The sequence below is a fragment of the Cloacibacillus sp. genome (assembly GCF_020860125.1).
GTDB lineage: Bacteria > Synergistota > Synergistia > Synergistales > Synergistaceae > Cloacibacillus.
In genome coordinates this window covers 1-25423 of record NZ_JAJBUX010000024.1, presented here as the reverse complement: position 1 = coordinate 25423, position 25423 = coordinate 1, and the positions used below count along the sequence as shown (strand labels likewise).

Annotated in this window: 22 protein-coding genes; 6 read left to right on the top strand and 16 right to left on the bottom strand. The window is 53.2% G+C overall.

Annotation, left to right across the window (positions count from 1 at the left end):
- Nucleotides 1-87 precede the first annotated feature (87 nt).
- From LIO98_RS03330 to LIO98_RS03320, 3 genes are read left to right on the top strand one after another with little or no spacing between them, the layout of a single operon-like run.
- Complete coding sequence (locus tag LIO98_RS03330; RefSeq protein ID WP_291953337.1) at nt 88-843, top strand: ABC transporter permease; 756 nt, start codon at nt 88-90, stop codon at nt 841-843.
- On the top strand, nt 843-1586 hold the full coding sequence (locus LIO98_RS03325; RefSeq protein WP_291953335.1) for an ABC transporter ATP-binding protein: 744 nt from the start codon (nt 843-845) through the stop codon (nt 1584-1586). The genes LIO98_RS03330 and LIO98_RS03325 overlap by 1 nt, the downstream gene beginning before the upstream one ends.
- Before the next feature lie 15 nt (nt 1587-1601).
- The gene (locus LIO98_RS03320; RefSeq protein WP_291953333.1) at nt 1602-2516 is read left to right on the top strand and encodes an MBL fold metallo-hydrolase; all 915 of its coding nucleotides are present in this window, start codon (nt 1602-1604) and stop codon (nt 2514-2516) included.
- Nucleotides 2517-2538: 22 nt separating this feature from the next.
- Here the strand turns inward: LIO98_RS03320 and LIO98_RS03315 are convergent, their stop codons facing one another.
- Together LIO98_RS03315 and LIO98_RS03310 are read right to left on the bottom strand one after the other, a co-directional pair.
- A complete protein-coding gene (locus tag LIO98_RS03315; RefSeq protein ID WP_291953395.1) occupies nt 2539-3390 on the bottom strand; it encodes a GGDEF domain-containing protein in 852 nt (283 codons plus the stop codon).
- Entirely contained in the window at nt 3390-3599 is a 210-nt protein-coding gene (locus tag LIO98_RS03310) for a helix-turn-helix transcriptional regulator (protein ID WP_168951201.1), read from the bottom strand. The genes LIO98_RS03315 and LIO98_RS03310 overlap by 1 nt, the downstream gene beginning before the upstream one ends.
- A 181-nt stretch (nt 3600-3780) precedes the next feature.
- Between LIO98_RS03310 and LIO98_RS03305 the strand changes: the two genes are divergently transcribed.
- Nucleotides 3781-4194, top strand: a complete 414-nt coding sequence (locus LIO98_RS03305) for a helix-turn-helix transcriptional regulator (protein ID WP_291953329.1) — start codon at nt 3781-3783, stop codon at nt 4192-4194.
- A gap of 69 nt (nt 4195-4263) precedes the next feature.
- On the opposite strand, the gene LIO98_RS03300 is transcribed toward LIO98_RS03305, so the two are convergent.
- The 5 genes from LIO98_RS03300 to LIO98_RS03280 all read right to left on the bottom strand — a co-directional run bounded on the left by LIO98_RS03300 (nt 4264) and on the right by LIO98_RS03280 (nt 11538).
- Nucleotides 4264-5547 (bottom strand): Wzz/FepE/Etk N-terminal domain-containing protein, encoded by a 1284-nt coding sequence (locus LIO98_RS03300; RefSeq protein WP_291953327.1) that lies wholly within the window; start codon nt 5545-5547, stop codon nt 4264-4266.
- A gap of 13 nt (nt 5548-5560) precedes the next feature.
- Nucleotides 5561-7825: an SLBB domain-containing protein gene (locus LIO98_RS03295; protein ID WP_291953325.1), complete on the bottom strand. Its 2265-nt coding sequence runs from the start codon at nt 7823-7825 to the stop codon at nt 5561-5563.
- Nucleotides 7826-7946: 121 nt separating this feature from the next.
- Complete coding sequence (locus tag LIO98_RS03290; RefSeq protein ID WP_291953322.1) at nt 7947-10106, bottom strand: YjbH domain-containing protein; 2160 nt, start codon at nt 10104-10106, stop codon at nt 7947-7949.
- A gap of 108 nt (nt 10107-10214) precedes the next feature.
- Nucleotides 10215-10868, bottom strand: coding sequence for a hypothetical protein (locus LIO98_RS03285; RefSeq protein ID WP_291953320.1), 654 nt, complete (start codon nt 10866-10868; stop codon nt 10215-10217).
- A gap of 133 nt (nt 10869-11001) precedes the next feature.
- Nucleotides 11002-11538, bottom strand: coding sequence for a hypothetical protein (locus tag LIO98_RS03280; RefSeq protein WP_291953318.1), 537 nt, complete (start codon nt 11536-11538; stop codon nt 11002-11004).
- A gap of 109 nt (nt 11539-11647) precedes the next feature.
- On the opposite strand from LIO98_RS03280, the gene LIO98_RS03275 reads away from it, so the two are divergent.
- Nucleotides 11648-12514: a VIT1/CCC1 family protein gene (locus LIO98_RS03275; RefSeq protein ID WP_291953317.1), complete on the top strand. Its 867-nt coding sequence runs from the start codon at nt 11648-11650 to the stop codon at nt 12512-12514.
- 211 nt (nt 12515-12725) lie between these two features.
- Nucleotides 12726-12893, top strand: coding sequence for a hypothetical protein (locus tag LIO98_RS03270; protein WP_291953316.1), 168 nt, complete (start codon nt 12726-12728; stop codon nt 12891-12893).
- A 132-nt stretch (nt 12894-13025) separates the two neighbouring features.
- Here LIO98_RS03270 and LIO98_RS03265 read toward each other — a convergent pair whose 3' ends face one another.
- The 9 genes from LIO98_RS03265 to LIO98_RS03225 are packed head-to-tail and all read right to left on the bottom strand — an operon-like array spanning nt 13026 to nt 25357.
- Nucleotides 13026-13856, bottom strand: a complete 831-nt coding sequence (locus LIO98_RS03265) for a macro domain-containing protein (protein ID WP_291953315.1) — start codon at nt 13854-13856, stop codon at nt 13026-13028.
- Between the two features lie 8 nt (nt 13857-13864).
- Entirely contained in the window at nt 13865-14368 is a 504-nt protein-coding gene (locus LIO98_RS03260; protein WP_291953314.1) for a TIR domain-containing protein, read from the bottom strand.
- 59 nt (nt 14369-14427) lie between these two features.
- A complete protein-coding gene (locus tag LIO98_RS03255; protein ID WP_291953309.1) occupies nt 14428-14931 on the bottom strand; it encodes a TIR domain-containing protein in 504 nt (167 codons plus the stop codon).
- A 21-nt stretch (nt 14932-14952) separates the two neighbouring features.
- Nucleotides 14953-17259, bottom strand: coding sequence for an AAA family ATPase (locus tag LIO98_RS03250; RefSeq protein ID WP_291953307.1), 2307 nt, complete (start codon nt 17257-17259; stop codon nt 14953-14955).
- The gene (locus LIO98_RS03245) at nt 17249-18535 is read right to left on the bottom strand and encodes a DUF2130 domain-containing protein (RefSeq protein WP_291953306.1); all 1287 of its coding nucleotides are present in this window, start codon (nt 18533-18535) and stop codon (nt 17249-17251) included. Before LIO98_RS03245 ends, LIO98_RS03250 begins: the two co-directional genes overlap by 11 nt.
- A gap of 46 nt (nt 18536-18581) precedes the next feature.
- The gene (locus tag LIO98_RS03240) at nt 18582-21728 is read right to left on the bottom strand and encodes a DEAD/DEAH box helicase family protein (protein WP_291953303.1); all 3147 of its coding nucleotides are present in this window, start codon (nt 21726-21728) and stop codon (nt 18582-18584) included.
- Complete coding sequence (locus tag LIO98_RS03235; protein ID WP_291953301.1) at nt 21725-22804, bottom strand: PDDEXK nuclease domain-containing protein; 1080 nt, start codon at nt 22802-22804, stop codon at nt 21725-21727. The genes LIO98_RS03240 and LIO98_RS03235 overlap by 4 nt, the downstream gene beginning before the upstream one ends.
- Nucleotides 22804-24747 carry a site-specific DNA-methyltransferase gene (locus LIO98_RS03230; RefSeq protein ID WP_291953299.1) on the bottom strand — a complete coding sequence of 648 codons (1944 nt, stop codon included), beginning with the start codon at nt 24745-24747 and terminating at the stop codon, nt 22804-22806. Before LIO98_RS03230 ends, LIO98_RS03235 begins: the two co-directional genes overlap by 1 nt.
- Nucleotides 24740-25357, bottom strand: coding sequence for a DUF4391 domain-containing protein (locus tag LIO98_RS03225; protein WP_291953298.1), 618 nt, complete (start codon nt 25355-25357; stop codon nt 24740-24742). Before LIO98_RS03225 ends, LIO98_RS03230 begins: the two co-directional genes overlap by 8 nt.
- Between the last annotated feature and the right edge of the window lie 66 nt (nt 25358-25423).

Here is a 25423-nt window from a genome sequence, read left to right as displayed (position 1 = left end):
TTTTTCATCCGTTAATATTATAGTGTCTTTCGCCTTTTTAGAGGTACAATACTAGCGGAATTTTATTGATGGGAATTTACGCGTGAGATGAAAGATACTGCCTGGAAAATACTTATGAGCGGCGCCTTATTCCCGCTGTCAGTCCTCCTTTTATGGTGGTACGGGGCCTCGGCCGGCTGGTGGAACACCTTTTTGCTGCCCTCGCCGGGAGCGGTGTGGCGCGCCTTTACGACCGCCGCCGCAGACGGAACGCTGGCGGAGAATATGTGCGCCAGCCTCGGCCGTATCGCCGTCGGCTTCGGCCTCTCCGCGGCGCTTGCCGTCTCGCTTGCGTTTTTGTGCGGCTCTTTTCCGCCGCTTCTCGCGCAGCTGGACCCGACTCTGGAGTTTTTGCGCCATATCCCGCCAATGGCGGTGATTCCGATGCTCATCCTCTGGTTCGGGATCGGGGAGAGCCCCAAGATCATCCTTATCATCCTCGCCACCTTCTTTCCCGTCTTTCTCAATACGCTGCAGGGCGTCAGGGGCTGCGATTCCGGGCTCATCGAGGTCGCGCGGGTCTTTGGCTACAGTCGCTGGGAGCGCTGCCGCCATGTGATCCTGCCGTCGGCGCTGCCTGCCATTCTTACCGGTCTGCAGCTGGGGCTCGGCTACAGCTGGCGTTCGCTTGTGGCGGCGGAACTTGTCGCCGCCTCTTCCGGGCTGGGATATATGATCCTTGACGCGGAACAGCTTTCGCGCTCGGACGTCGTGCTGATGGGGATACTTGTGATCGGCGCGCTTGGCGCGGCGCTGGATTATCTCTTCGTAATTATTTCTAAGGCCGCGGGGAGGGTGCGCTGATGTCCTTCCTTTCGGTAGAAAACGTCTCAAAGTGCTACAGCATAGAGGGGCGGCGTGTGGAGGCGCTGCAGGACGTCTCTCTTGAAATCGGAGAGAACGAGTTCGTCACCGTCGTCGGCAGGAGCGGCTCCGGCAAGACCACTCTGCTGCGCATCCTCGCTTCTCTTGAACCTCCCACGGCAGGTTCCGTGAAATTCAGGGGGCGCTCCTGTTCGCAGGAAGAGCCGCTGCCCGCGGGTATGGTCTTTCAGGAGGCGCGGCTTATGCCGTGGCTTTCGGCTATCGACAATATCCTCTTTGCCTATCCGCCGCGTGAACGGGACGAGGGGCTGAGAGAAAGGGCGCTTAAAATGATAGAGACGGTCGGACTAAAAGGCTACGAGAGGGCGCTGCCGGCCCAGCTCTCCGGCGGCATGGCGCAGCGCGTCGCCCTCGGGCGCGCGCTCGTGAAAAACCCGCCTGTGATATTGCTCGACGAACCGCTCGGAGCCCTTGATTATTTCACCCGCCGCACGATGCAGCGCGAGCTGATACGGTTATACCTTGAAGAAAAAAAGAGCTTTATAATGGTGACACACGACGTCGGTGAGGCGCTGCGCCTCGGTACGCGGGTGGTAATCCTCGGAGAGGGGCGCGTGACGCGCGAACTTCCCGTCGATCTGCCGTATCCGCGGCCACGAAGCACGCCTGTCTTTCAGGGCCTCATAGACGAGGTTCTCGGGGCCATCGGCGACGGAGAATAAAAGGAGCGTATGCAAATGGCGATGACGGAGATATTCCCCAATTTTTACCGGATAAACCTGCCGATACCGCGCGGCGGCTTTGAATCATTTCTTGACGGCTGGCTCATCGAAGACAAGGCGGGCGGGCGGAGGATACTTGTGGAGACGGGACCGGCCTCCGCGGTTCCGGAGCTTCTGCGCCTGCTTGAGGCCAAAGGAAAAAATAAGATCGATTATCTGATATATACGCATATACATCTCGACCATTCTGGTGGCGCGGGGCAGTTTATCGCCGCGCACTCGGAGACCAAAGTTCTGGCTCCGGAAAAGGGGCGTCCGCACCTTGTCGACCCCTCTAAGCTGATCGCAGGAAGCCGGACCAGCCTTGGCAGCCTCTGCGACGTGTACGGTACCCCCATACCGCTCCCGGCGGAGAACCTTATCGACGGCGGTATACCTAACCTTACCGTAATCGACACGCCAGGACACGCGCCGCATCACAGCTCCTACATCTATGAACTTGCCGGAAGGCGGATACTCTTTGCCGGCGAAGCTGCCGGCTGCTGGTTCAGGTGTGACGACGGCAGCTGCTTCATGCGCCCGGCGACACCGCATAAATTTTTCTATGACAGGGCCGTCGCCTCTCTCAACAGGCTGAGGGCGCTCGAAGATATAGACGTCGTCTGCTTCCCTCACTCGGGATATCTCGAAGACGCCAGCGAAGTTTTCGACAGGGCCGCGGAGCAGATGAAGCTTTGGCTCGCGGTGCTCTCGGCGCTTCCCGCCGGAACCTCGCCGGAGGATGCGGTCCTTGCGCTGCTGGCAAACGATCCGGTGCTCGCAAACCTTGAAAAGATGCCGGAGGCGGTACGAAAGAGGGAGGAATTCTTCATTGGCCAGTCGGTGAAGGGATATCTGGGCTGGATAGAAAGAGAAAGAAACGGCGTTTAGCGCCGCCAGTCCCGCTGTTCTCTCAGCGGCCGCCGCAGTAAAACTCGCAGCGGTCGCGGCCTTTATCCTTCGCCCTGTACATCGCAATATCGGCGTGATCATACAGCTCCTCAAACACAGCGCCGTCGTAAGGATAGAGGGCTATGCCGATGCTTACGGTGACATCCTCCATGCCTGAGACCGCCTTTTGCAGCGTCTTAGCCTTGCTCTCCGCCTCGGTCCTGCCGGCGACGTTCCTGGCCAGGACGATAAACTCGTCGCCGCCGATCCGTCCCACAATATCGCCCTTTTCGACGCTGGATAAAATGTGTTCAGCTACTGAACGCAGAACCGTATCCCCCTTGAGATGTCCGAAGGTGTCGTTTACTTTTTTGAAATTGTCCAGGTCCATCATAAAAACGGCGTGGCATCTCTCTGGGTAGAGACGAATAGTTTCGGAGACCGACCCGTAGAGCACGCTTCTGTCAAGCAGCCCTGTCAGCGGATCTTTGGAATAGTTCTTCCCATCCGTCTTCATAAAGAGAGATGAGGTCTTTTTGCCTTTGCGCAGAAATAGAAGCAGGTAGACGATATAAAGAAGGACTGCGACGTCGGATACCTTCGCCAAAGACCTGTGAACGGCCTGTGCCGCGGTTCTCTTTGCCGCCGCCACGGATACGTGCATGTCAGCGTCATTATAGGATGGGCGCGGCGGCTGTGCCTGTACCGACAGAACGTCATCTTTCTTAGCGGGACAATAAAAGACAGAGCTGTACGAGAGCCCCGGTCCGGTCTCGTGGCGATATATCAGCGCCACAGAGGATATAAAGACGCAGAGCGCGATAAAAATATAGATATCCCGCGCGTTTGATTTGAACCAAACATTTTTACGCATCACCGCAGCCGGTTTTCCTGGATTATAAAATAGAGCTCTCCGCGCCCAATATTCAAAGCGTCTTCGAGAGCCGCGATCTTCTTTGTCGGCTGAAACTTCTCATGTTCCCAGGCCACGACGGTGGTGCGGTTGACGCCAACCAGCACTGCCAGGTCGTTCTGGGTGAGTTTTAGGGCGACCCTTCTCTTTCTGATTACTTTCCCAAACATTGATTGTCACCGCCATAATTAAATAAGTCCGCTATATAAGACTTATTATAAAAATATCTTTGAATATAGTCAAGTTTACACAACATATATGTAGGCCAAATCAATCTTGACCCATTCCTCTATTATTTGTAGTCTATACACAACATGGGGGATGCCGATGAATATTTCTGAGAAGATAAAAATGCTGCGTAAAGAGAAAAGGCTGACCCAGGCCATGTTGGCGGAATCTTTAAAGGTAGCCCGTTCGACGGTCATAGCCTGGGAGGGTAAGCGCTGCCTCCCCGAAGGCGAGAACTTGAAAAACATTGCGCGGGTTCTCGATACGACAGTTGCCTTCCTGCTGGAGGAGAACGAGGATACGGGGAGAGCGTTAGTCGTGAAAGGTCCGATAATGCCTATGTCTAACGAAGAACAGCATCTCAAAGAGACATCTCCGATAATTTTGAAGCTTTCGGAGGTCAGATATATGTTGGATTCTCTCTGTGGAAAGCCCGACATTGACGATATACATATCATTGATGAACTGCTGAATTCCTGCAAAAAAATATCTGCCAAGCTGCTTCTTGACGAAACAGCCGCAGGCCGCGACCTGTAAACATATAAAAACAGTATGAAAAAGCCCTCTTTTCCGGAAAGAAAAGAGGGCTTTTATCCGGCGTTATCCTTATGAGCTTTTTTTCTTTAAAAATTTTAGTTTTTTCAGATCTGAGCGCAGGGCTGCCTTAACAAATTCTATCTTGGGTGCCTCTTCTGGATCGGAGCTTGATATTGAGAGAAAGTGGCAGATAAAAGCGGCCAAGACGCCGAGAAAGCCGCCGAGAAAAGTCGCGAGAATTACAATTTTTGCTCTCTTAGGGGATTCCTTGAGCTCAGGGTAGGTTGGTTCGCCAAGGGCCTGAAAGACCAGCGGATCGTTAAGTTCATTCATTCTGGCCGTTTCGTATTGGCGCAGCAATATTTGCCCGAGATTTTCCCTGAACTTGTATTCCCGTACCAGCGCGGCGTATTCCAGCGAGGCGACCGGCAGGTTCTTCAGGCCGACACCGGAAAGAGGAAAAGTTCCTACCTTAGCGTTGTCCGCTTCGAACTGCTTTTTTATCGCCGCATATTCCGCCTCAAGCTTTTTTATCTGCGGATTGGCCTCTTTTGCGAAAGAGCGCGCGGATCGCAGCTCTATCTCTTTGGCCACCATCTGTGCCTGCAATACCGCCAGCGCGGAGATGTCGCTGGGCGCGCCTCCCGTACCGATCATCCCCGTTCTCTTTTGGAATGATATAAGAGCGCCCTCCGCCTTTGAAAGTTCCCCGTTGTTCTCTTTCAGCTGAGATTCCAGAAATACCCTTTGCTGCGCCGACGGAGAGATGGCTACATCCTGCATGACGCAGAGCGTCTCCGCGAATATGGATTTTACAAGCTTTACAGCCATATCGGGAGAGGTGTCTTTCACCGAGAGAGTGATAATTCCACTCTTCTTGTCTGAAATTGCCTGTACGCTTTCAGAAAGCGATTTTCTTACCATCGTCCTCATCTTAGGTTTAGGTTTGCCTTTGGAGAACAATGCGCCGATCAGGCGAGTTATGCTGAAATTTTCACTTTCCCTTGTAAGGAGGCTGTTTTTATCGATGACCCTGTCCAGCACCAGCGGACTTTTGATGACGCCGACGACGGTGTCGCTCTGCGTCGTCAGCTGGGCGCCGAGCATGTCGCCCATGCCTGTAGCCGCGAGCATCGCCGCCGCTCCTGATTTCGCTCCGCTGTTTGGCGAGATGATCTGCATGGTACTTCGATAGATCGGCGTGCCCGTAAGCGCGTATATCACCGCGATAATGGCGAAGGCCGCGGTTATTTTTATAATGAGCCATCTTTGCTGTACAAGTATCACCAGCAGATCTAGCAGGGACAGTTCGTATTCATAATCGTCGTTTAAAGTCTTTTGGCTGTCCGTCATCGTCTTTCCTCCTTTATTTAAAGATATAGTCTACCGCCGCCACGCCGAGCACCAGCTTGTAGACGATGTCGATGATGTCCGTGGTATTGCGCATCGCCGGCTGGAACATCAGTTTTTCCGGAACGACGATAAAGTCTCCGTCCTCGACCTTTTGCGCACGTTTCCCGGCGAAGGCCCTGACGGTAGAGCCGTCCACCTTCATTATGTAGGTACGTTTGGCGTTGGCCGAGGCTGAATAGCCGCCCGCCATTCTGATGTATTCGCTGATCGGCTGTCCGGTGCGGAATACGAAGGTGGACTGTGTGGTAACGGAACCGATGACCTGTACGGTGCCTGGCGTGACCGGTATATGGAGACGGTCGCCGTCCTGCAGGACAATATCGTAGGGGCTGCCCTTTATCAGCTTGTAGTCAGGCGGTATCTGCATAATGACGCGCCCGGTCGCTTTCAGGTTGCGAAGCGCCGTCATCAGCCGGTCCTTTTGCGTAACCTCCGCCTGGGCGAAGGTCACGTCTTTGGTTGTTGTCGCGGTGGATACGGCCTGGTTTGCGGCGGCGGCCATTTCACGTTCCAGACGCAGGATCATGTCGTCGATACTTTTCTGCTGCTGGACCCTTACGCTGTCACGGATGAAGACCGCGCCGCGCGGGAAGGCGTCTTCGGTGAAGCCGCCGGCACGCTCGATGAGCGACGACAGCCGCTCCCCCTGTTTGACGGCATAGCTGCCTGGGTAGAGGATGCGCCCCGTTATCCGCGCGCTGCGGTATAGGTTCCAGTCCGGCACGGTGCGGACGAAGATGTAGTCGTCGCGCTGGAGCAGAAAACACCCTTTGCCGTCGATGGCCTCTCTCAGGTTGACCATCGTGCGCGTCGTCACGGGACCCTGTTCGCTGACCTGAATGCGCGTCAATTCGCCTTCGGTAGCGGCGGTGTAGAGCAGACCGCCCGCGCGTTTAAGGACGTCACCCAGCGTCGTCGTTCCAGGCTCTATCGCGTATACGCCGGGCTGGATGACGGCTCCCGCGATGCGTATGTTGATCGAGCCGCCCGGCACGGTGAAGATCTTCACGAGGTCTCCGTCCTGCAGTTTCTGTGACGCGGCGTTTTTCTGCGTGAGCTCCGATTCAAAGGCGGTCCGTATCGTATTATCCTTGACGCGTACGATCTGTACCCGCCCTTTGTATGCGCCGGATGTGAGGCCGCCCGCGAGCTTGATTATATCGGCAAGATGTTTTTCATTTTTCGTCAGCTCGTAGACCGCCGGACGCTTGACGTTTCCCGCAACCGAAACGAGATTGCCTACGGTCGGTATAAAGATCACGTCGCCGTCGCACAGCCGCGCGTCGCCCTTACGGCTGCCATGCAGCAGAAGCTCGTAAATATCGAGCGTGGCGATTTTCTTATTGCCGCGTTTTACCTCTATCGCGCGCATAGAGCCGGAAGGCGCCGGGCCTCCTGCCTGCGATAGGATATCGATAAGCGTAGCCATTGAGGATACGGCATAGGCCCCAGGGCGCAGCGCGTGTCCCGTTACATATATGTTGATCGTATGCAGCTTACCCATAGAGACGTTGATTTCAAAGTCGTTGAATATTCTCCCGTAGGCGTTATTGACCGCCTTTTCGAGCTCCGCGAAGGTCATCCCCGCCGCGTTGAGCGGCCCGGCCTTGGGAAGCGTCAAAACGCCGTCCCTGTCGACGACCAGGTTAGCCCTGATATCGTCGTATCCCCATAGGGTTATCCGCACCTCGTCTCCCGGCGCGACAACGTAGTTTGGGCCAACGGGGGCGTATGTCAGCGTATTGGCCCGGCGTGAGGCGAAGAAGTCCGTGCCGAAGCGGGCGAGCCTGCCACGCAGGTTGTCGTACATGGTGCTGCCACTGGCCTCTCTCGGATCGATGGGCGAGGAGATTGACGTAGTGGCGGCCGGTGCTGACGTTGTAGCGGGATTATGCAGCCTTTCCTCCTCCAGTTTTTCATTGACGACGGTTGTCTGCGGTTCCGATGCAGAAGGGTCTATTGTGGCGGGGAAATCTGTCGTTTGGGGAGTTGCGGAGGTTTTCGCACCTGTATCGCCGTTAAATATCCCGCTATCCGAAGCTCCTTCGGAGGCGGTTGTGTCTCCTGGGCTGTCCGCCGCTCCTCCCAAACCATGTCCTGTCAGGGCGGCAGCCGCAGCTGCGACTGCGCCGGCATCCGCAGCAACGGAAGCCGCCGGGGCGGCGAGGGTGAAGAGGTAAAAGATGAGAACCAAAGCTGCTATTGTACGTTTTTTCAACATGTCATTCCTCCAGAGCGTATAATTCGTATTTCTATATATAAAATCGACACGGTTTTGTTATAAATGTTTTAACTGTGTGTTAAAATTCGGCGTAATATTGATGCCGGCGATTAAAAAATCACTCGTCAGTTATAGCTATATCCCTGCGCCATTTCCCGGTGAGGTAATCAACGAAGCCGTATGCCTTAGCCGGTTCTTCCTGCAAAGCCTCGTCTCCCTTCATCTGGAGGCAAAGCCTTTCAATCTGATCGCCGACCTCCTGATACAGCCTCTCCGGCTGAAGCTCTCCGACGAGTGCCTCCGGCGTCTGCCAGGCTCCCGGCATCTTGCCGGCGAATAGCCTGAATGTCGACAGCATGGTAAATTCCTCATCCCAGTAGGTATTGCTCGCGTGGCCGTCATACCAGGCCGACAGCGGCAGATGCAGTATCATTCCGGCGTCTGTAAAGCTTTTGCCTGTCGTCTTTCTGTCCGTATCGGTGTAATAAAATCCGACGCGCGCCGAGTCCCAGTTTCTCACGGCGTCAAGCCGGTATCCTTTGTCTCCGTCGACGAATTTCCCGTAGCGGGCCGTAAGGTCGGCGTTATAGGTTGAGTCGTGATAGCCGCCCTCGATCCACCATGAGAGGTTCCAGCCGTTATCGCCGTTCTGCGGCAGGTAGAGCGTTACATATTCCCTCTTTGAATAATCATAGTAATAATTTCTCTTATATTCTGGGATGCCGCCGAAGGAGTCATATTCGCGTTCTTTGGTCGCGGAGAGGCGGCCTCCAGCCCAGAGGTTTGTCTGCGGAATGTAATACCGGCCCCAGAGGTTTCCGCCGAAATAGTTTTCATCAAGGTATCCGAATTCCCCGAGCGCCCAGATGTTTTTATCGAATTTATAGAGATAACTCAGGACTCCCTTCCAGATGCGCGTCGTGTCGTTCATCTCCGGTTCCCACCAGATCTCCACATTATTGTGCAGCGGCTGGCGTACCTTTAAGTATGCGGACCAGCCCTGCGATGAACGCAGCTGCGCGATCCAGTCGATGTCAGTGCGCGCCATAAAGGGCATTTTGTCGAGCTGTTTGTCTATGCGCGGTTCAAAGGCAAGCGCGGCGCGGATCTCACCCCAGCCGTTTCTGCGGCTCTCGCCGGGGCCGGCCATCACATCCCACTTCGTTCCGGGAGGCGTTCCGTATTTTGTCTTCTCTGCCCAGCTGAAGGAGCGTCGTTCTATGTCGAACGCGCGGAATTTATCCATTCTTATCAGGGACATTTGTTCCTGATTCAGACTTACGCAGGAGACCGGCGCTCCGCGCACCATGACCGCGCAGGTGAATGACTCCGTGTCCCACGGGATATTGCGTGAGGCGGTGATTATCGCGCGCGCGACGGCCTGCGTCTGCGAGGCGTAACCGATATTTTCGAAGGCTGCGTGTATCGTCTTGTCGCCGGCTAAGACGACGACGTTACGCAGTCCAAAGCCACGTGCCCCCAGCGTCTCCTGGAGATCGGCGGTCAATTTCCTGATATCGCAGCTGTCCCAGTCTTTGCTGTTGGCCTCGCCCGGTTTTGGCGGGTGCTTCCCGCCGAAAATGGGACGGCTGAGGTCGTAGGCGTAGCTGACGCCGAAACAGAGCTCCTCGCCGCGCTGATAGCTGAGGCTTCCCATCAGCCCGCATTTTGCCTTCAGCACGACGCCGTAGTTAAATTTTGAGTTTGCCTCCTTCGGGTGTATCAATACGCCGCTCACGCGCTCCCTTGTGTAGTCCATAGGGCTGTATTCCGCTTTGAACTCAAGCCATTCCAGCGGACTCCAGGAGAGGCCGCCGTAAAAGCCGTTGTACATATCGCTGCCGTATCCCACCGTGACGGCGGCGTTTTTGTATCTCCAAGTAGCCGCCCCGAAATATCCCTTGCGGAGCTCCGTACCCATAATGTCGATAACTCCGGCGGCCAGCGCTGGACGAAAGCCCTCCTGCTCCGCCAGCAGCAGCTTTAGATCAAGTCCCTTGTCCTTGTAATATCCGAAGGCGTCGGAAACCTTCGCGGCATCGTTCTCGTATTCCGTAAGGCGCAGATTGAATTCCAGCCAGGGAAAGAGGCCGAGATCCGCCGCGTACGTTCGGTATGGGGAGTAACGGCTGTAATGTATCCATCCGGCGCCGTCTCCGGGGACCTCCGCCGTAGGATATTCCCATAGCCCGGTGAAGCCGGTATTAGAGGGGCTGGCGGCCGCTGCCGCCGCCGCGCTGATAAATATGATAAAAAGACTATATAAAAGTTTTCGCAAATTTTTCTACTCTCCGCCTTATAGGGATGACCGCGAACGGCTGAAAAATATGCCCCTTCACCGCGAAGGGGCATATTTCTATATGTTTTGATCAGTGCTCCTGGCGCGTTACTTCCTGCGGAAGCAGAGAAGCGGAAGAGCCGTTAGGAGGACAACGATCGGAAGGGCCGCCGCGTTGCAGCCGCTGGAACCGCCGCCGTGTGTACTGGTGTTGGTCTCATTGCCGACGAGCACGTTCGCCTCCGAGAAGTGTTTGCTCAGCACTACGCCTTTTACAGTAAGGCCGCCGGTAGTGCTCTCAATAGAATATCTTGAATAGCTGTCGGTTGCTTCGCCGGTGGTCTGATCCTTATCCTGTATCCAGGCGAAAGCGGGGACCTCTTTCAGTCCCATTTCTTGTACTGAAGGAAGCGCTATATCGATCGCAGCATTTTTATCTTCTTCCTTGTGCTTTATATCGAGGGTGAAACCGCCCAGCAGCGAAGGCTTTTTGCCGGCATCGCTGACGTAGAATTTACCGGATGTCGTTATCGTGGTGATACCTGTCTCCAGAATCGGAGTTACACTCTGCACCTCTATCGACCCTGTATCAGGGGTGGCGATTTTAATATCAGACGAAGCTATCTTTACATCGACGAACTTTGAGGCGTCCGGCGGCTCCGGCGCTACATGGCCGCCGTGTCCCGCGTCTTCCGCCATTGCGGCTGACGACGACAATACAAGCACTGCACATACATAGACGAGAACTAATAACTTTTTCATCTGGAAATTCCTCCCTAAGTTTTTTCCCAATATTGATATTAACAACCAGCTAACATTGAGGGTATTCTCGCATTTTTATAACTATCTGTCAATAATTTTTAATAATTTGCTATTGATAATTTCTAACAAACTGTTATTTTTTTATTTCACTCGTATAAATTACGGAGGCGCCGTCATATTGCCCCTCTTTCTTCTGAAAAAAGATATCTATCAGTCTTACCGCGAGCTCCGGGTCGGTAAAGCGCCTCTTCGCGGTGCCGCGCCATTCCTTCATCTTTACCTCAGCCATAAAGGAATGGCGCCTCAGCCAGCCGCGCCAGTAATCCTCCCTCAATAGTTCATATAACAGAGGAATGATGTCGCCGGGGTCTTCCGGCACGACGACGGCAAGAGGCGTGCGCTTGAGCTTCTCGACGGTCATGTGTCCGTCGGAGGCGAGCAGCAGCGTTAGTGTGCGCTGTCTCTCCGACGGCAGAGGCGCGATACGCAGGATAAAGGCCGAGTCAAGGTAGGTCAGCTCCCCGAGCGACTCCATCAGCGCGAGGGCGTCCGCGTCTATGCGGCATCCGTGCGCGGCGGCGAATTCTTTAGCCGTCGCCGCCTCCGCTGGAGAAAGGGACGATATCGCTATATAATAGACAAGGCAGATGAAAAGGGCTATTTTATTCATTAATTGGCCTCCTTAAGGTGTAATTGCCGCATTATAGGGAGGTTTTTATTATGAGGTCAATAGCTGCTTGTTAAAATTTCTGTTAAAAATAGGATACGGCGGTGCCTTTATGATGAACAAAGATGTGCTTGAAACGATCAAAACTATGCAGCTGAACGAAGTTACGGAACATGTCATATACGCGCACATGGCGCGTCACGCGGGGAAGGAGAACGCTCAGGTGTTAGCAAAGATCTCCGCGGAGGAGGGAAGGCACGCCGAGATCTGGAGCCGTTACACCGGCTGTATGCCGAAACCCAACGGGATCAAGATCCTCTTTTACCGTATCTGCGGCCTGCTCTTTGGCCTTACCTTCGTAATCAACCTCATGGAGACGGGGGAGGAGAAGGCGCAGGTCGAATACGCGCGGATTGCCGAGGATGTGCCGGAAGCGCTCAAGATATATGCGGAGGAAGAGGAACACGAGCGCGAGCTCATCGCGATGGTCGACGACGAGCGGCTCAAGTATATCAGCTCGATGGTGCTCGGGATCAACGACGCGCTTGTCGAACTGACGGGGGCGCTTGCGGGGTTCACCTTCGCGCTCGGCAACTCCACGGTTATCTGTATGGCAGGTTTCATCACCGGCAGCGCCGCGACGCTGTCGATGGCGGCCTCCGAGTATCTCGCGAAAAAGAACGATCCCGGCGAGCATCATCCGCTGAAGGCCGCCGTCTATACGGGCATCGCCTATATGTTCGCGGTCTGCATGCTGCTTGTGCCCTATGCCTTTATCAGCTCGCCGCTCGCCGCGCTCGCCGGCTGTCTCGTCAACGCGGCCATCGTCATCATGCTCTTTACCTTCTATGTATCGGTGGTGCGCAAAGAGCCGTTTACCCCCGCATTCAGGGAGATGATCTGCATCAGCTTCGGGGTCGCGGCTCTATCGTTCCTGATAGGATGGGGAGCTCAGAAAGTACTGGGTATCTCCATGTAACTCACCGTAAATCGGCGTTTATAAGCACGATTTGCGTCATAAAACGGTGGCTCCGAATCCTCGCCGTATGAAGATACGGCTCCGGTATCGGAACCACCATTTTATTTAGCAACTCGCACTTCTAAACGCCGATTTACCTTTGGTTGGGAAAAAGATAAATTGCGGTTTAGCACAGGTTTTTGGCGCCCTCTGTGAGGGAGCTGGCTCGGCGATGTTTTTCGCCGAGACTGAGGGAGAGTTGACCTTAGGTTCTCCCGCGGCTCCCGCCGCGGGCTCTGTATGGCGCGGAAACCGCGCCATACAGAGCAACACTCCTTCCGTCTCGCCGCAAAAGCGACGGCGATCCACCTCCCTCGGAGAGGGAGGCTATCAGGGCTAGAAGCTAAATCGCGGTTTGCTATCTTCAAGAGAAAAACACCCCCGCTGCGAAAGGCGGGGTGAGATAGGGATTTTTTATCCAAAGCCCGTGGATGCCGATTTTATCGGTGTCCACGGGCTTTTTTTGTTATCTTCATGTTTCCAAATCTTTCAGCCGCAACAGGTTAATGCGTTCGCTTTTCTTTTCGTACACAACTATTTTTGCTTTGGATGGATAAGTGAACTTGATACGGCTAACCTTAAAAGTCCAAATAATGAGTTCGAGCAATTCTTGGTCGGTGATACTTTCATACCCTTTAAAACGAGTGATACCAGAGCCTAATATGGGCAAGGCAACTGTTCTCCCTGCATAGACCCTGTCAACTTCGTTCCAAAAATTTAGAAGGCAATTGATGTAGTCGTTTATTTCAAGATAGGCTTTATTATTCTCATCGAAACGGCTCAGAGCCGTGAGCAAGTAGTCATTTGCAACACAGATAGTACCGAGTTTGTATTTTCCTTTTTTTTCTTGGATTCGACCGCTATTCTCGCCAATATATGCGTCGGGCAGATGGGTGTCGGCTGAAATCATGGAATCCAGCTCGCTAACCTTATCCTTGTAAAACTTCTCAATGTATTGCCCATGCAAGGAAGTCGCTGAAATGATGTTGTTATCAACTTGCGTATCAAAATACTCATTGAAGCCGATGGCTTTAAGGTCTGCCTGCTCTTCAAAAATATCGCCAAATTTCACCTCTACTTCTGATGTGTTGATTTTCAGAGTAATGACTCGTCGTTTATTCGCGAAAATCCACATGCCAATATAGAGGGCGACAAGCAAAGCCAGAACTGCAATGCCAATACCCAGTTTGTATCTCGCATCAATGTCAACGAAAAGAAATACTATTGATGTCAAAACACTTATCGCACTCAGCACTCTATAGAACTGATGCAAAATTCTCTTGTCAAAAAACGGCACTTTCATTATACACCTCACAACCCAAGGCTTTTATAGCGTTCATCCTTATAATAGTACGCTCCTGTATCACCCTTTGTTTTATAGGTATCATGCGAAGCAGGACAATGTTCAAAAGCGTACTGCATAATGCTGGCCTTGAAAGGAATATGCACTGCCAACGCATCTCTCAGGGATGTAGGGCATTTGCTGTCGTCTTTCTGCCGCGAACCGTTGATGTAAACAACGATAATTGGTAAATCACGATTCAATGCCTGCTCAATCTCCCAAGGAATGAATTTTCTATTCCACTTGGTGTTATCGCCCACAAGAATCATAAACACTTTTGAATTGTCAAACCTAACCCGAAGTTGGTTCTTTATAGATTCGGTAAGGCTTGTGTCCTTTGCCGTACTCAAGTCGTGGGCATCGTAAAAATCGAAGTCGATATTGTCATTTGACTTCCACATCTGCAAAGTCCGATAGTAGAACATATCTGTATCACCATCAAAGGCGATATAAGTCTTGTTTCTGTAAGCCATGCTGCCCTCCTTATTTTATCAAGCCCCAAGACACGTATGTATCTCTGCTGTAATATTGCTTACCGCCTCAAATGCTCTCCGTTTACCGAGAACTGCTTAACGGCGGCTAAAATGCAGTCCTTGTTGAATGCGATATGTATCGCCTCTGTTCCTGCCTTACCGATACGCTCTGCTAGTGCCTTCGGCCACACGTCCTTATGAGAATCGACGTCCAGGATAGACGTGTATCCAGGATACGCAATAATGAGCGGCAACTTGTAGTTGTCTATTGCCTGCTCAATTTCATACGAGAGTACGCTCCCCGTGTAGCGCGTGTCACTGGTGAGAATAACCAACATATTCTTCGATGCCCGCAGCCTCTCTTGAATCCGCGAATAAAGCGTAGCCTTTGAACTTGTATCCCTCACAGCATAAGTCTTCTCGTGGCTGTTCGTGATGTTGAACTCGATGTTGCTATTTGCGCACCACGCTTTGATGGTTGCGTAGTACCTAAAATCCGACTTCGTGGGGTCAGTCATGCCTAAGCCGTCAAAAGCGACGTACGTTCCAGTTCTGTTTGCCATAATATTCCTCCTGCTTTATGTTTACACTGATTGGGCGGTTTCTTCTTCCTCGCCCATCATCATCTTGTAGTGCTGCTCCTGCTCCAGAGCCTCGAATATCAGCTTGAAGACCGTCTTGTATAGGCTGATATCGGCACAGTCGTCGACGTAGTTCAAGCCGTCCGAGAAGCCTACGGAGTTGGCGCTGATATAGGACAGCATCGCCGAGGCGAGGTGGTATTTCGTGTAATCTGGCTGCCCGCCATCCACCAGCTCGATGAACTTATCCCTATGGTCGTCCAGAACACGCTTGCGGATGTTCACGCCGTCGTACCCGCAAAGCTGCATGAAGTAGTATTCCAGAATGCGCCGGACGACGTTCAGAATGGGAATCGCCGTATCTACCTTGCGGTATTCGCTCCAGAGGGCGGCGTAGGAATTCTGGACGGGGTTGAAGTTCTCCTGCTCGGTCGGCACTTTCTGGCTTTGCCGAATGCAGAGTCTGACCGAGGACTGGTTGCTCGCCTTGTTGACCACAAAGAACGACACGCAGCGGTAGCGGCTCGTCTGGTTGTAGGTTATCTCCCGATGAAAGTAGACGTTGTGCGTTAGGATGAATATCTGCTTGATGTAGTCGCCCTGCACCTCAAGTTCGTGTTCGCGGTACTCGACGTTATTGAAGCAGACCCCGACCATCTCCCTCACAAGGGTGCTGACGATAAAGAGGACGCTGCTGTCCATACTGGACACCGGGTCGTCGATGACCACGATTTTGTCCTTGGTCACTTCCGTATCGGCGTGACCGCCGCGCACGAGGTGGTAGAAGTACAGAAAGGCTATGAAATTCCGCTCGCCCTCACTCAACCCCTCAGCCACTTGCCCATTGTGGCGAACCACTTCATAAACATTCTGATGCCCTCGTTTTTCACGCAGGGAAAAGCCCTGAAAGCCCGAATCGCGCAGCAAGATATTAATGCTCGTGATGGTCGGGAGGGTGCTGACGATTTTTTTATTGAGGTCGGCGATATCCTGTTCCAACGCCCGCGACGCTTTGCCTCCGTCGGTGATTAGCTTCATCAAGGCGGTTATCTCGTCGTCAACTGCTTTTCGTTTGGTCTTGTAAGCTGAAACCTCGTTCTGCAGCGTAAAAGCAATGAGCTCCCAGACTTTCGTGGTGCATTCGGTTTGCTTTTGCCGCTTCGAGCCGACGATGGCATTGTTGGCTTGGATTTGCTGATTAAACCTGTCAATCAAGGCATTTATCTCATCACGCAGCGTCTTCACGTTTTCAAGTGTTACGACCGTTGACGGCTCTTTCAGCTTGTCCGCAATCCGCTGGATGTTGACTTCTATCGTTTTCTCCAAGAGCGCGAGTTTAGCTTTGTACTCTGTCAGGTCGAGTTTCGGGAAAGCGGTCTGGAGGTTTCCGTTAAGCACCTCAAGGAAACCGCGCATATCGCTTGCATAGGCTTCCTGAAACTGAAGCAGGTCATTAATGTCGGCTTGGTACTGCCCGTCAAAACAAGCGGCTATGTCATCTTCGAAACCGTCGGGCAGTTTGCGCTGGCAATAAGGGCATACGCCTTCGGCGGCTTCGGCGTAGTATTCATGCCCTTGGCGCACCCAGTCGGTAGCGTTAATCGCTTTGATGAAGTCCGCAAAAGGTGAATCACCGCTGCTCGTGATAGGCTTGCTGAGTAGTTCGTTGCCGCGCGTTCCCTTTAATCTCGTGGTCGCGCCGGTGGGCTGAAACTCACGATATGTAGTGGCATTCGGGTCAAATGCCGTCTCATACAGGGTTCGCAACTCCCCGGCATCGTGTTGTACCGGGTTTGTAACCTGAAGGGCTTTTTCTGCAAATTTAGCCTTTGTCTTAAACCCGGCGATAGCAGAGTTAAAAGTATCTCGAAGCGATTTGCTCTTGCTCCAACAGTCATCTTGGAACGAGGTGAGCAGAGCATTGCGAGACGCCTCTTTGCGTTCTTTGTCCGTAGTGTTGTCCGTATTCAATTTTTCCTGCTCGGCTCTTTGGGCGCTCTTTTCCGCTACCTCATTTTGAATCGTGATGTTTTCCTTGCCAACGGTGAACACGCCTTTTAGCTTGTCGTAGTCCTGAAAGTTGGCGGCGACAAACGCCTGATTGTAAACCAAGACGCTGTAGTCGGCAGCCGACTTGCCATGTTGCCAAGTAAGACCGCTGTTGGTTTGGATTTCGGTCGCTATTGTAGTCTTGCCCGTGCCGTTGTTTCCATAGAAGAAGTTTATTAGCGTAGGCTCAACCGTGACGCCGTGGAAGGTCGCGGTGTCAAGTGTGATTTTTTCAATTGCGGAGGTCATTTTAGTATTCATCTTCGTCGGCTCCTATTTGCTTTGGTGGGGCAATGCCGCGTGGCTTCACCGCCTTTGTGTCGTCGCCATCTCCGAGGGCTGGCAGCGCGATTATCTCCCTGCCCGCTATGCCTTGGAGGTCGCCGCTCATTCCGTAGAGGCTGCTGGTTACCTTCTGCAGGATTTTTTCCTGCGCCGCCCAGCGTTTCTGGGCTTGTTTCTTTTCGGTGTCGAGTTGCTTTGCCATCTCGTCATAAGACTCAAGAATGTACCTGATGCGGTTGCTGAATTCGCCGCCGGTTAAATAGTTGTATATCAACTCGACCTTTACGTCTTTACCTTCGGCGGCTCGATTGGCAGCAAAGACCTTGACGATAGCCTCACGCAAAAGTGTTGCAAGCATAATCACATAGCGCGGTTTCACAAGCCAGATGTTATCCGCAAGCTGCTTGAAGTCGTCGCCGCCTCCGTCGGTTGGATTGAACACTATCACGCCGATTTGGGCTTTCTCCGCCGCTAGTTCGTCTTTCAGTTTGCCAAGCCAACTTGCCTGATAGATCTTGGCGTTCTTACATTCCCAAAGGATAAGACCGCAGTTCATGTAAAACTGCTCGTTGACCACCTGCCGAATGTCGGAACCGCGCTCGCCCTTTTTGACTTCATCGACAGTATCGAACGGGAACCCGCTGCGGAGTGCCTCTTCGATATCCAGTTCGAGGATTTCGCCCTGCAATTGCTGCGACCCTTGCTCTGCGACCTGTTTTGCCGTGGTTAGCTGCTCGCGCAGACGGTTGATGGTTTCCTCCTGCTCACGGATTTTGGTGTTGAAATCCTCGGAGGCTTTTTGAGCGGCTTCTGCTCGTATGCCCTTTTCCTTTTCGAGCAGTTCTTTTCGGGCGGCGAGTTCGGCATCCTCGCGCGCCTTGTTTGCCTTGGAGAGTTCTTCGAGGAGTCCCTTTAACTGCTCTCGGAGCTGCTTCTCGCTTTCCTTTGACGCGGCGGCTTCGCGGCGCAGACGCTCGGTTTCCAGTTCGGTAGACTGGCGGGCTTTATCCAGTTCAAGTTTGGCGGCTTGCCGCTCGCGGTCAAGCTGAAGCTGTGCCGCCTGATTTGCCTCTGTCAAAGCGGCTTGAACCGCTTGCCGAAGTTTCGTTTCGGCGGCTGCGTCGTACTCCTTGCGGAGCGTTTCCGACTGTTCGGTTTTTGCCCGAAGCAGCTCGTCCTTAATCTGGTGCTGTATGGCATCCGATATTTCAAACGGCTTCTTGCAATGCGGGCAGATAATCGTAGTGTTCATATCTTTACTCCTTAGATGGCTGCATTCAATTCTAAATCGCCGCCGGTTACAGCGTTTCCATCACCGTCAGCAGGCTCTGGTAGCTGTCCACGTCGTGGTACTTTACCCCGGTCGTGCTTATCTCGTTGAACAGCTTCTTGGCGCAGGATATTTTTGCCTGCTCAATCGGCCGCAGTTCAAGGCTGTCCATCGTGCCTTTGGTCTCGGCGATGAAGAAGATGTGTTTCACCGCACCTTTCTTAAACGAAATCGCCCAGTCCGGGGAGTAGTTACCCACAGGTGTTGGAATATAGAAGCCGCGCGGACCTCTCGGCAGCTTTGCATAGACGATTACTTCATCCGCAACATCCAAGTCCTCGGCAAAACGCCGTTCAATGCTGTCGGTCGCCGAACCGTCCGTAAAGACATAGTCCTGAATGGCGTGTTTCGCCTTAAACGCCCTCGCGTATTCATCTGAGGCGCGGCTCATGTTGAAAATGTCCTGCGAATACGGCTCCTCGGCGCTTGGGGCATAGGTGATATGCTCCACGACCACAGCGGCTTTCTGCTTGTTGATGATGCCGATTACCTTGGTGATGAACTCTTCAGGATTCTCGCGGAACAGCCAGAGTTTATCCTTGCCGATGCCTTCAAGGATGGCGGTGACCGTTCGGCGAGTGAGGCTTGTACCATCGGCGATTTTGCCGATAATATCGTAGGTGGCAAGCCCTCCGCTCGCTCGTTCAAGCCTCTTTGTTTCGGTATGCTCCACATTGAAGTCCGTGCCTTCCTGCGCCCCCTTTGTGAGGGTGTAGGAAAGTCGGGCGACCTTAAGCTCTGCGTTTATAGCGGCAACAGAGTTCTTTATCAGTTCGTCACCGGAAAATTCCACGGTGTACGCATAGCGTTTGTTGATGCGCTCCCAGAGGTCTTTGAACGCCGCCCAGTTCTCGTTCAGCGGGTTGTCCTTGACCTTGGTTTCGTGGCCATTGCCCGCCATATCCTTGAGGATGGTCGGGTCAAATATGGCCTGCACGAATTTGTGGACGTTTTCGGCAAGCGGAGCGATTTCCGGCTTCATGGGGGCGAAGCTGCCCGTTTCGGCGGCGGCTCTGTAGGTGTCCGTCACGCCGCCGTCGTCATCCACGTAGTCGTTACGGACGAGGTAGTTGTAAACCGCCGTAGCTTCCGCGACCGTAAGCGTATGCGGATTGTCGTCGGTCAGATAAACCGTCCTGCCGTTGAAGTATTCCACGCTCGCCTTGGTGGGACGCTCGTAGAGGTCGGACTTAATCTCACTTTGCAAGTCGGCGACAAAGCCTGCGTAGCTTTCGCTCGCAACGACGGTCAGCATATTGACGCTCTGCACAAGCGACTCGCCGCAGACCTCTAAGTCCTGCCGCTCACCGTTCTGGTTGACGCAGAGGCGCAAGCCGCGGCCGACTTCCTGCCGTTTTGCGGTGGCGTTGTCCGAGTGCTTCAGGGTGCAAATCTGAAACACGTTCGGGTTGTCCCAACCCTCGCGCAGAGCGGAGTGGGAGAAGATAAATCGCGTAGGTTCTTCAAAAGAAAGCAAGACTTCCTTCTTCTTGAGAATGAGGTCGTATGCTGAAATGTCGTCCGACTCATCTGAGCCGCGCTTCACCGTGCTGTTTACAGCGCGGCCTTTTTTGTCTATGGAGAAATAGCCCCTGTGGGTCTCGGCAGTTTCGATACCGCGCAGATAGGCTCGGTACGCCGTCGGGAACAGCGTGAGCCGTTCGTTTAGGGCGGCATTGTATTCCTCTTCGAAGATTCGCCCATACTCGCCGAGGAGTTCCTCGCCGTCCTCACTGTATTGACGGTACTTTGCCACCTCGTCGATGAAGAACAGCGACAGGCACTTGATGCCCTGCTCGAACAGCTTCTCCTCTTTGTCAAAGTGGGAGTTGATGGTCTCGCGGATTTGGATGCGGCGGATATCGTCCTCGTTCACATTGCCGCTGGCTTCGCCCGCCGTGAGCGTGTCGCCATTGCTGAATGTGACCGTTGCCCGAATGGGGTCGATGTCGGCAATGGAAATGCCCCGATACTCCTCCAAGCCTTTGGAGGCGGTGTAGAGGCTGTCGCCCACTTCGAGCAGGTGCGTTTCACGCTTTGGCGAGCCAGCCGCGCGGCTCACCTCAAACTCCAAACGGGCGCGGGGCGGCTTCTTGCGGTCAATGACGACGGCGTCAAGGTACATATAGCGGTTTGTGCCGCCGAGGTTTTTGAGTTCAAAGCCCTTTACCTCAATCTTCTTGACCAGCTTCTTCTTAAAAGTGTCGAGAGCGTCGAGGACATAGACGAGGTTGTGGCTCGTCTTATGGGTCGCCGAATAATTCAGGGAGAACAGCGGGTTGAAGTTCTTCTTGAGAGCGTTCTGCGTCGCCGCACCGCCCATCTTCTGCGGCTCGTCCAGAATGATAATCGGGCGGTTCGCCTTGATGACGTCAATCGGTCGGCGGGAGCCAAACTCGTCGCGCTTGGTGTAGATAATACGCGCCGCTTCGTTGCCGCTCCTGCCCTCGACGTTCTTGTCCTCATTCATCGTGGTGTTGAACGCTTGCGTGTTGATTATCATGACGTTGATTCCGCTGTTCTGCGAAAACTCGTCCAATTGGTGCAGGTTGCCGGAGTTATAGACAAAGTGCCTTGCTTTCAGCCCGTAAAGCTGCATGAAATGGTCTTCGAGCATTTCAAAGGACTTTTTCACGCCCTCACGGATGGCGATGGACGGCACGACCACGATGAACTTGCTCCAGCCGTAAGCCTTGTGGAGTTCAAACATGGTCTTGATGTAGACATAGGTCTTGCCCGTGCCGGTTTCCATCTCCACGTCAAGCGACACCGCGCCAAGCCCTGCGGCAAGGTCGTTGGAATATTTGATGTTGTTAGCCGTCTGGACGGAGCGGATGTTTTTCAGCAGTTCTTCTTTGGTAAGTTCCACCCCGACGTTGCGGTAGGCGGTTTCATATTCTTCTTCGACCGCACGTCTCTCTTCCTCAGAAAGCGCGGAATAAGTAAGCGGGAGATAGCCCCGGCGTTCCGTTCTTTCGGTATCGCTCAGGCGCTTCTCGCTGCCGATGTCGCGGCGGTACTTGGACGCGCCGACATTCGGCTGCCCTGCGAATACCCGCACGACGCTCTCGGCGGCTTCCGTCTGAAATGGCTGTATCTTAAACTGAAATTTCATTCGGTGTCACCTCCGTGCGATTCTTCAATCTGTCGCTCTACAAGTTCACGCTCCCGTTGCAGTTCGGCACGGAGTTCTCCTTCTGACGGCAGATAGAGCCTGTATTTTGAGGCGAAAAGGTTTTCATTTTCGGCGAGGACGGAGTATTTGACGATGCTCTCGTCACGGTCGGTCACAAGGACGATTCCGATGGTCGGGTTATCGTCGGTTTGCTTTATCTTTTCGTCAAACAGGCGGACATAGAAATCTATCTGCCCCACGTCCTGATAAGTCAACTTGCCTGCCTTGAGGTCGATAACGACAAAGCACTTCAAAATGTAATTGTAAAAGACAAGGTCGATGTAATAATGCTCGCCGTGTTCCGTGGTTATCCGCTTCTGGCGCGACACGAACGAGAAGCCTTTGCCAAGTTCGAGAAGGAACTCCTGCAACTTGTCAATCAGGCCTTGTTCCAGTTCGCTCTCGCTGTATTTGGCGTTTTCTTTCAGGTCGAGAAACTCCAGAATGTACGGGTCTTTCAGGATATAATCCGCATCCGTTTTCGGTTCGAGTTTGAAAATCTCGCCCGCGATTTCGGGTCGGCTCTCTTTTTGCGTGGCAAGCAGACGCTCGTAGAAGAATGAGTTAATCTGGCGTTCCAACTGACGCGAAGTCCAACAGGAGTCCGCGCTTTCATTAAGGTAAAACTCGCGGCGACTCGGCTCGTCGACGCGCATCAGCAAGCGATAATGCGACCAGCTCAATTCGGCACGCAGCGTGTGCCGAATTGGAAATGTCTCGTAAAATTGACGCATCGCGCGCAAATTGCGTTCTGTAAAGCCTTTGCCAAATTCGGCGGTCAGCCGCTCCGAAAGATACGCAAGCAAACTGCGCCCGTATTCGGCACGCTCGCCGACCGCTTCGGCGATTTGACGCCCGATTTCCCAGTACACGCCGACCATCGCCGAATTGACGGCGACGACGACTTTTGTCCGCGCGTCCGCGAGGGCGGCACGGATAGATTCATAAACTCGCGAGTCAAATTCGGCGGAGGACAACTGTCGGTTTTCTGGCTTGCTCAAATGCTTCTCATCCATCACAGCACCCTCCTTATCGTGTTCGGGCTGTAAGTGTTGAACACCTGCTCGAAGTTAACCATCGCGGAGTCGGAGGCAAAGCTTGCGTCGCGGAACACTGCGTAGTACGGCTTCTTTTGGGCAATCTCCGTAATCAGCGCGGTGTCCACCCGCTTGAAGCAGGCGATGAGATAGGTGTCGTTCACATAGAAAACGTCGCCGTCCTGCGTGATTTTCGCCGAGAGCGGAATGCCGAGGTCGAGCATCACTTGAAACAGCAAATCCTCGTCGGAGCGGTCTTCTTTGATGTTGTCCATAAAGCCGAAGAGGTTATGCTGCTTCTCCGCCATTGTCAGGAACTCTTCCGGCGTGTAGTAAACATCTTTCATGTTCGACGAATCGAGTTTGAGGACGCGGAAGCCAACATCAAGGTCTTGTGTAGTGAGCGGGCTGTCGGTCTTGATTTTCGCTCCTGCACGGCGGATACGCTCCTTGCCGATTTCACAAATCGTCTTGTACCCCGCCTTTCCCGCCTCCGTCCCCTCGGCGCAAACTTCCGGCAACTGCACCATAATAAATTTGCGCTTGCCGCCGTCCTCGGCGTTCAACTGCATAACCGCATGGGCGGTCGTGGCGGAGCCGGAGAAGAAGTCCATAACAATGTTGTCGCCGTATGAAGATGTTCCTAATAGCAAACATTTCTTGATATAATCCACCGATTTAGGAAAGTCGAACGGAGTAAACCCAAATAATTCTCTGACCATTTCCTTTCCGTTTTCATGGTTCATTTCTTTTTCAAGCCATAGTCCTTTAGCTTTAGTAAACAGACTTGTACCTTCCAAATAATCCTTCCTAAACACACTCCACTTGCCAGTATTAGCAAGATTGGCAACAAGTAGATTTATCTCATTGGTAGCCTTTTCAAGTCCCCATGTCCAGCAACCATCTACACCCTCAGAATTGCGGGGGTAAATCTCGACGGTATGCCTCTCAGTTGGACTCAAAGAGACATCCAACTTGTCAGGGTCAGCATAAAAAGGATAGAACATCAGCGGACGATTGGTGCGATTAAATACGGGGTTTCTATTTCTCAACTCCAGCAGACGGTATTTGCCAACAGAATCTTCTTTTTGATACCCTGCCATAGCCTTATCATCTTTAGGAATTTCCCTCAAAGCATCAAAACCGATGTTCTTTGAGTAGACAATAATATACTCGTGCATCTTAGCAATAAACCTATCAAAAGTCCGTCCTCTCGGGTTCGTCTGCACAATGACTTGCGAAATGAAATTGCTCGCCCCGAAAATGTCATCGCAGATTTTCCGAAGATTGTTCACCTCGTTGTCATCACAACTGATGAAAACTGCTCCATCATCTCTTAATAGGTCTTTAGCAAGCCGCAGATGCGGATAAATCATATTCAGCCAATCCGTATGAAATCGACCGTTGCTGTCGGTGTTTAGGACAAGGCGGTTGCCTTGCTCGTCGTATTGACCGTCGCGGCTCAGGAAAGTCGCCGAGTCCTCCGTGAAATCGTCATTGTAAATAAAATCGTTTGAAGTGTTATACGGCGGGTCGATGTATATCATTTTCACGCGGTTCAGATAGGTTTCCCGCAGGAGTTTTAGCACGTCGAGGTTGTCGCCCTCAATGTAGAGATTCTCGGTGGTGTCGAAGTCCAAGCTTTCCTCGCGGCAGGGGCGCAGGGCGGCGGCGATGGGCGCGTTGGCGAGTAGGATGCTCTTGCGCTTGTCCGGCCATGTGAACTGGTAGCGTTCCTCTCTGCCCTCGACGACGTGGGCGTTGATTTCCTGCGCCAGCACGTCTTTGTCGATGGCACGGACGACCGCTCCGCTTTCGTCAATGGTCTCAGAAATGGCGTTCGGGAACAGCGCGGCAAGAGCGGCGAAATTCGCGTCCGCAAGGGACGGGGTGCGCATTTCGAGTTTTTCCGAGTTAGTCATTGGGGTGTCCTCCTAATTCTATTTTCAGCCGCCGAATCTCCTCGGCAAGTTCCCATTTCTTGCGGGGTTGGCGTTCAGTCATTGCTTTCTTTTCAAGCGTCGCTATTTGCTTTTGCAGCTTCTCTTGGCGGTCGGCTTCGCGTATCGTCACATCGAGGTCTTTGCCGCCCTCGATGTCGATGCCGCCTATCTGGGCGATGGCGTTCTCCCACACCGCTTCGAGGTCAAGCCCTGTCAGGGGCAGTTTCCACTCAGCGAGGTGCTTGCTCTCCGACACAAGCACCTTGTCGGCGCGGTAGGCGGCAAGCCGCGCGGCGTCGCCATACATCAGCACGAACAGCATACGTTGGTCAATCAGCTTGGACAAGAGGGCGATGTTCTTCTTGTCGCAATCCGGCGTTTTCAGCGTCACCAGAACGACGTAGACTGCCGACACATCCTCGCTTGCCTTTAGCGCCACCATCTGCGGCGAGATTTCCGCGACTATTGACATTCGGTTTATCTGCTCGTCAAACAGCCTGCGGTCGTCCGGCTTCGGCTTGAAGCGGTCGAATATCGCCTTCTTGGGCAGTTGCTTGCTTATTTTCGTTGATTTCGGCAAACCCAGCATCACAATCACCTCACTTTATGGCTATAAAACAAACCAGTTCAAAGTCGTCCAGCCCCTCAATCGTGT

Bases quoted from the DNA above. Each gene is read 5' to 3' on its own strand.
- LIO98_RS03330 (WP_291953337.1), top strand. From the start codon at position 88: ATGAAAGATACTGCCTGGAAAATACTTATGAGCGGCGCCTTATTCCCG.
- LIO98_RS03325 (WP_291953335.1), top strand. From the start codon at position 843: ATGTCCTTCCTTTCGGTAGAAAACGTCTCAAAGTGCTACAGCATAGAG.
- LIO98_RS03320 (WP_291953333.1), top strand. From the start codon at position 1,602: ATGGCGATGACGGAGATATTCCCCAATTTTTACCGGATAAACCTGCCG.
- LIO98_RS03315 (WP_291953395.1), bottom strand. From the start codon at position 3,390: ATGCGTAAAAATGTTTGGTTCAAATCAAACGCGCGGGATATCTATATT.
- LIO98_RS03310 (WP_168951201.1), bottom strand. From the start codon at position 3,599: ATGTTTGGGAAAGTAATCAGAAAGAGAAGGGTCGCCCTAAAACTCACC.
- LIO98_RS03305 (WP_291953329.1), top strand. From the start codon at position 3,781: ATGCTGCGTAAAGAGAAAAGGCTGACCCAGGCCATGTTGGCGGAATCT.
- LIO98_RS03300 (WP_291953327.1), bottom strand. From the start codon at position 5,547: ATGACGGACAGCCAAAAGACTTTAAACGACGATTATGAATACGAACTG.
- LIO98_RS03285 (WP_291953320.1), bottom strand. From the start codon at position 10,868: ATGAAAAAGTTATTAGTTCTCGTCTATGTATGTGCAGTGCTTGTATTG.
- LIO98_RS03280 (WP_291953318.1), bottom strand. From the start codon at position 11,538: ATGAATAAAATAGCCCTTTTCATCTGCCTTGTCTATTATATAGCGATA.
- LIO98_RS03275 (WP_291953317.1), top strand. From the start codon at position 11,648: ATGATGAACAAAGATGTGCTTGAAACGATCAAAACTATGCAGCTGAAC.
- LIO98_RS03270 (WP_291953316.1), top strand. From the start codon at position 12,726: ATGTTTTTCGCCGAGACTGAGGGAGAGTTGACCTTAGGTTCTCCCGCG.
- LIO98_RS03265 (WP_291953315.1), bottom strand. From the start codon at position 13,856: ATGAAAGTGCCGTTTTTTGACAAGAGAATTTTGCATCAGTTCTATAGA.
- LIO98_RS03260 (WP_291953314.1), bottom strand. From the start codon at position 14,368: ATGGCTTACAGAAACAAGACTTATATCGCCTTTGATGGTGATACAGAT.
- LIO98_RS03255 (WP_291953309.1), bottom strand. From the start codon at position 14,931: ATGGCAAACAGAACTGGAACGTACGTCGCTTTTGACGGCTTAGGCATG.
- LIO98_RS03250 (WP_291953307.1), bottom strand. From the start codon at position 17,259: ATGAATACTAAAATGACCTCCGCAATTGAAAAAATCACACTTGACACC.
- LIO98_RS03245 (WP_291953306.1), bottom strand. From the start codon at position 18,535: ATGAACACTACGATTATCTGCCCGCATTGCAAGAAGCCGTTTGAAATA.
- LIO98_RS03240 (WP_291953303.1), bottom strand. From the start codon at position 21,728: ATGAAATTTCAGTTTAAGATACAGCCATTTCAGACGGAAGCCGCCGAG.
- LIO98_RS03235 (WP_291953301.1), bottom strand. From the start codon at position 22,804: ATGGATGAGAAGCATTTGAGCAAGCCAGAAAACCGACAGTTGTCCTCC.
- LIO98_RS03230 (WP_291953299.1), bottom strand. From the start codon at position 24,747: ATGACTAACTCGGAAAAACTCGAAATGCGCACCCCGTCCCTTGCGGAC.
- LIO98_RS03225 (WP_291953298.1), bottom strand. From the start codon at position 25,357: ATGCTGGGTTTGCCGAAATCAACGAAAATAAGCAAGCAACTGCCCAAG.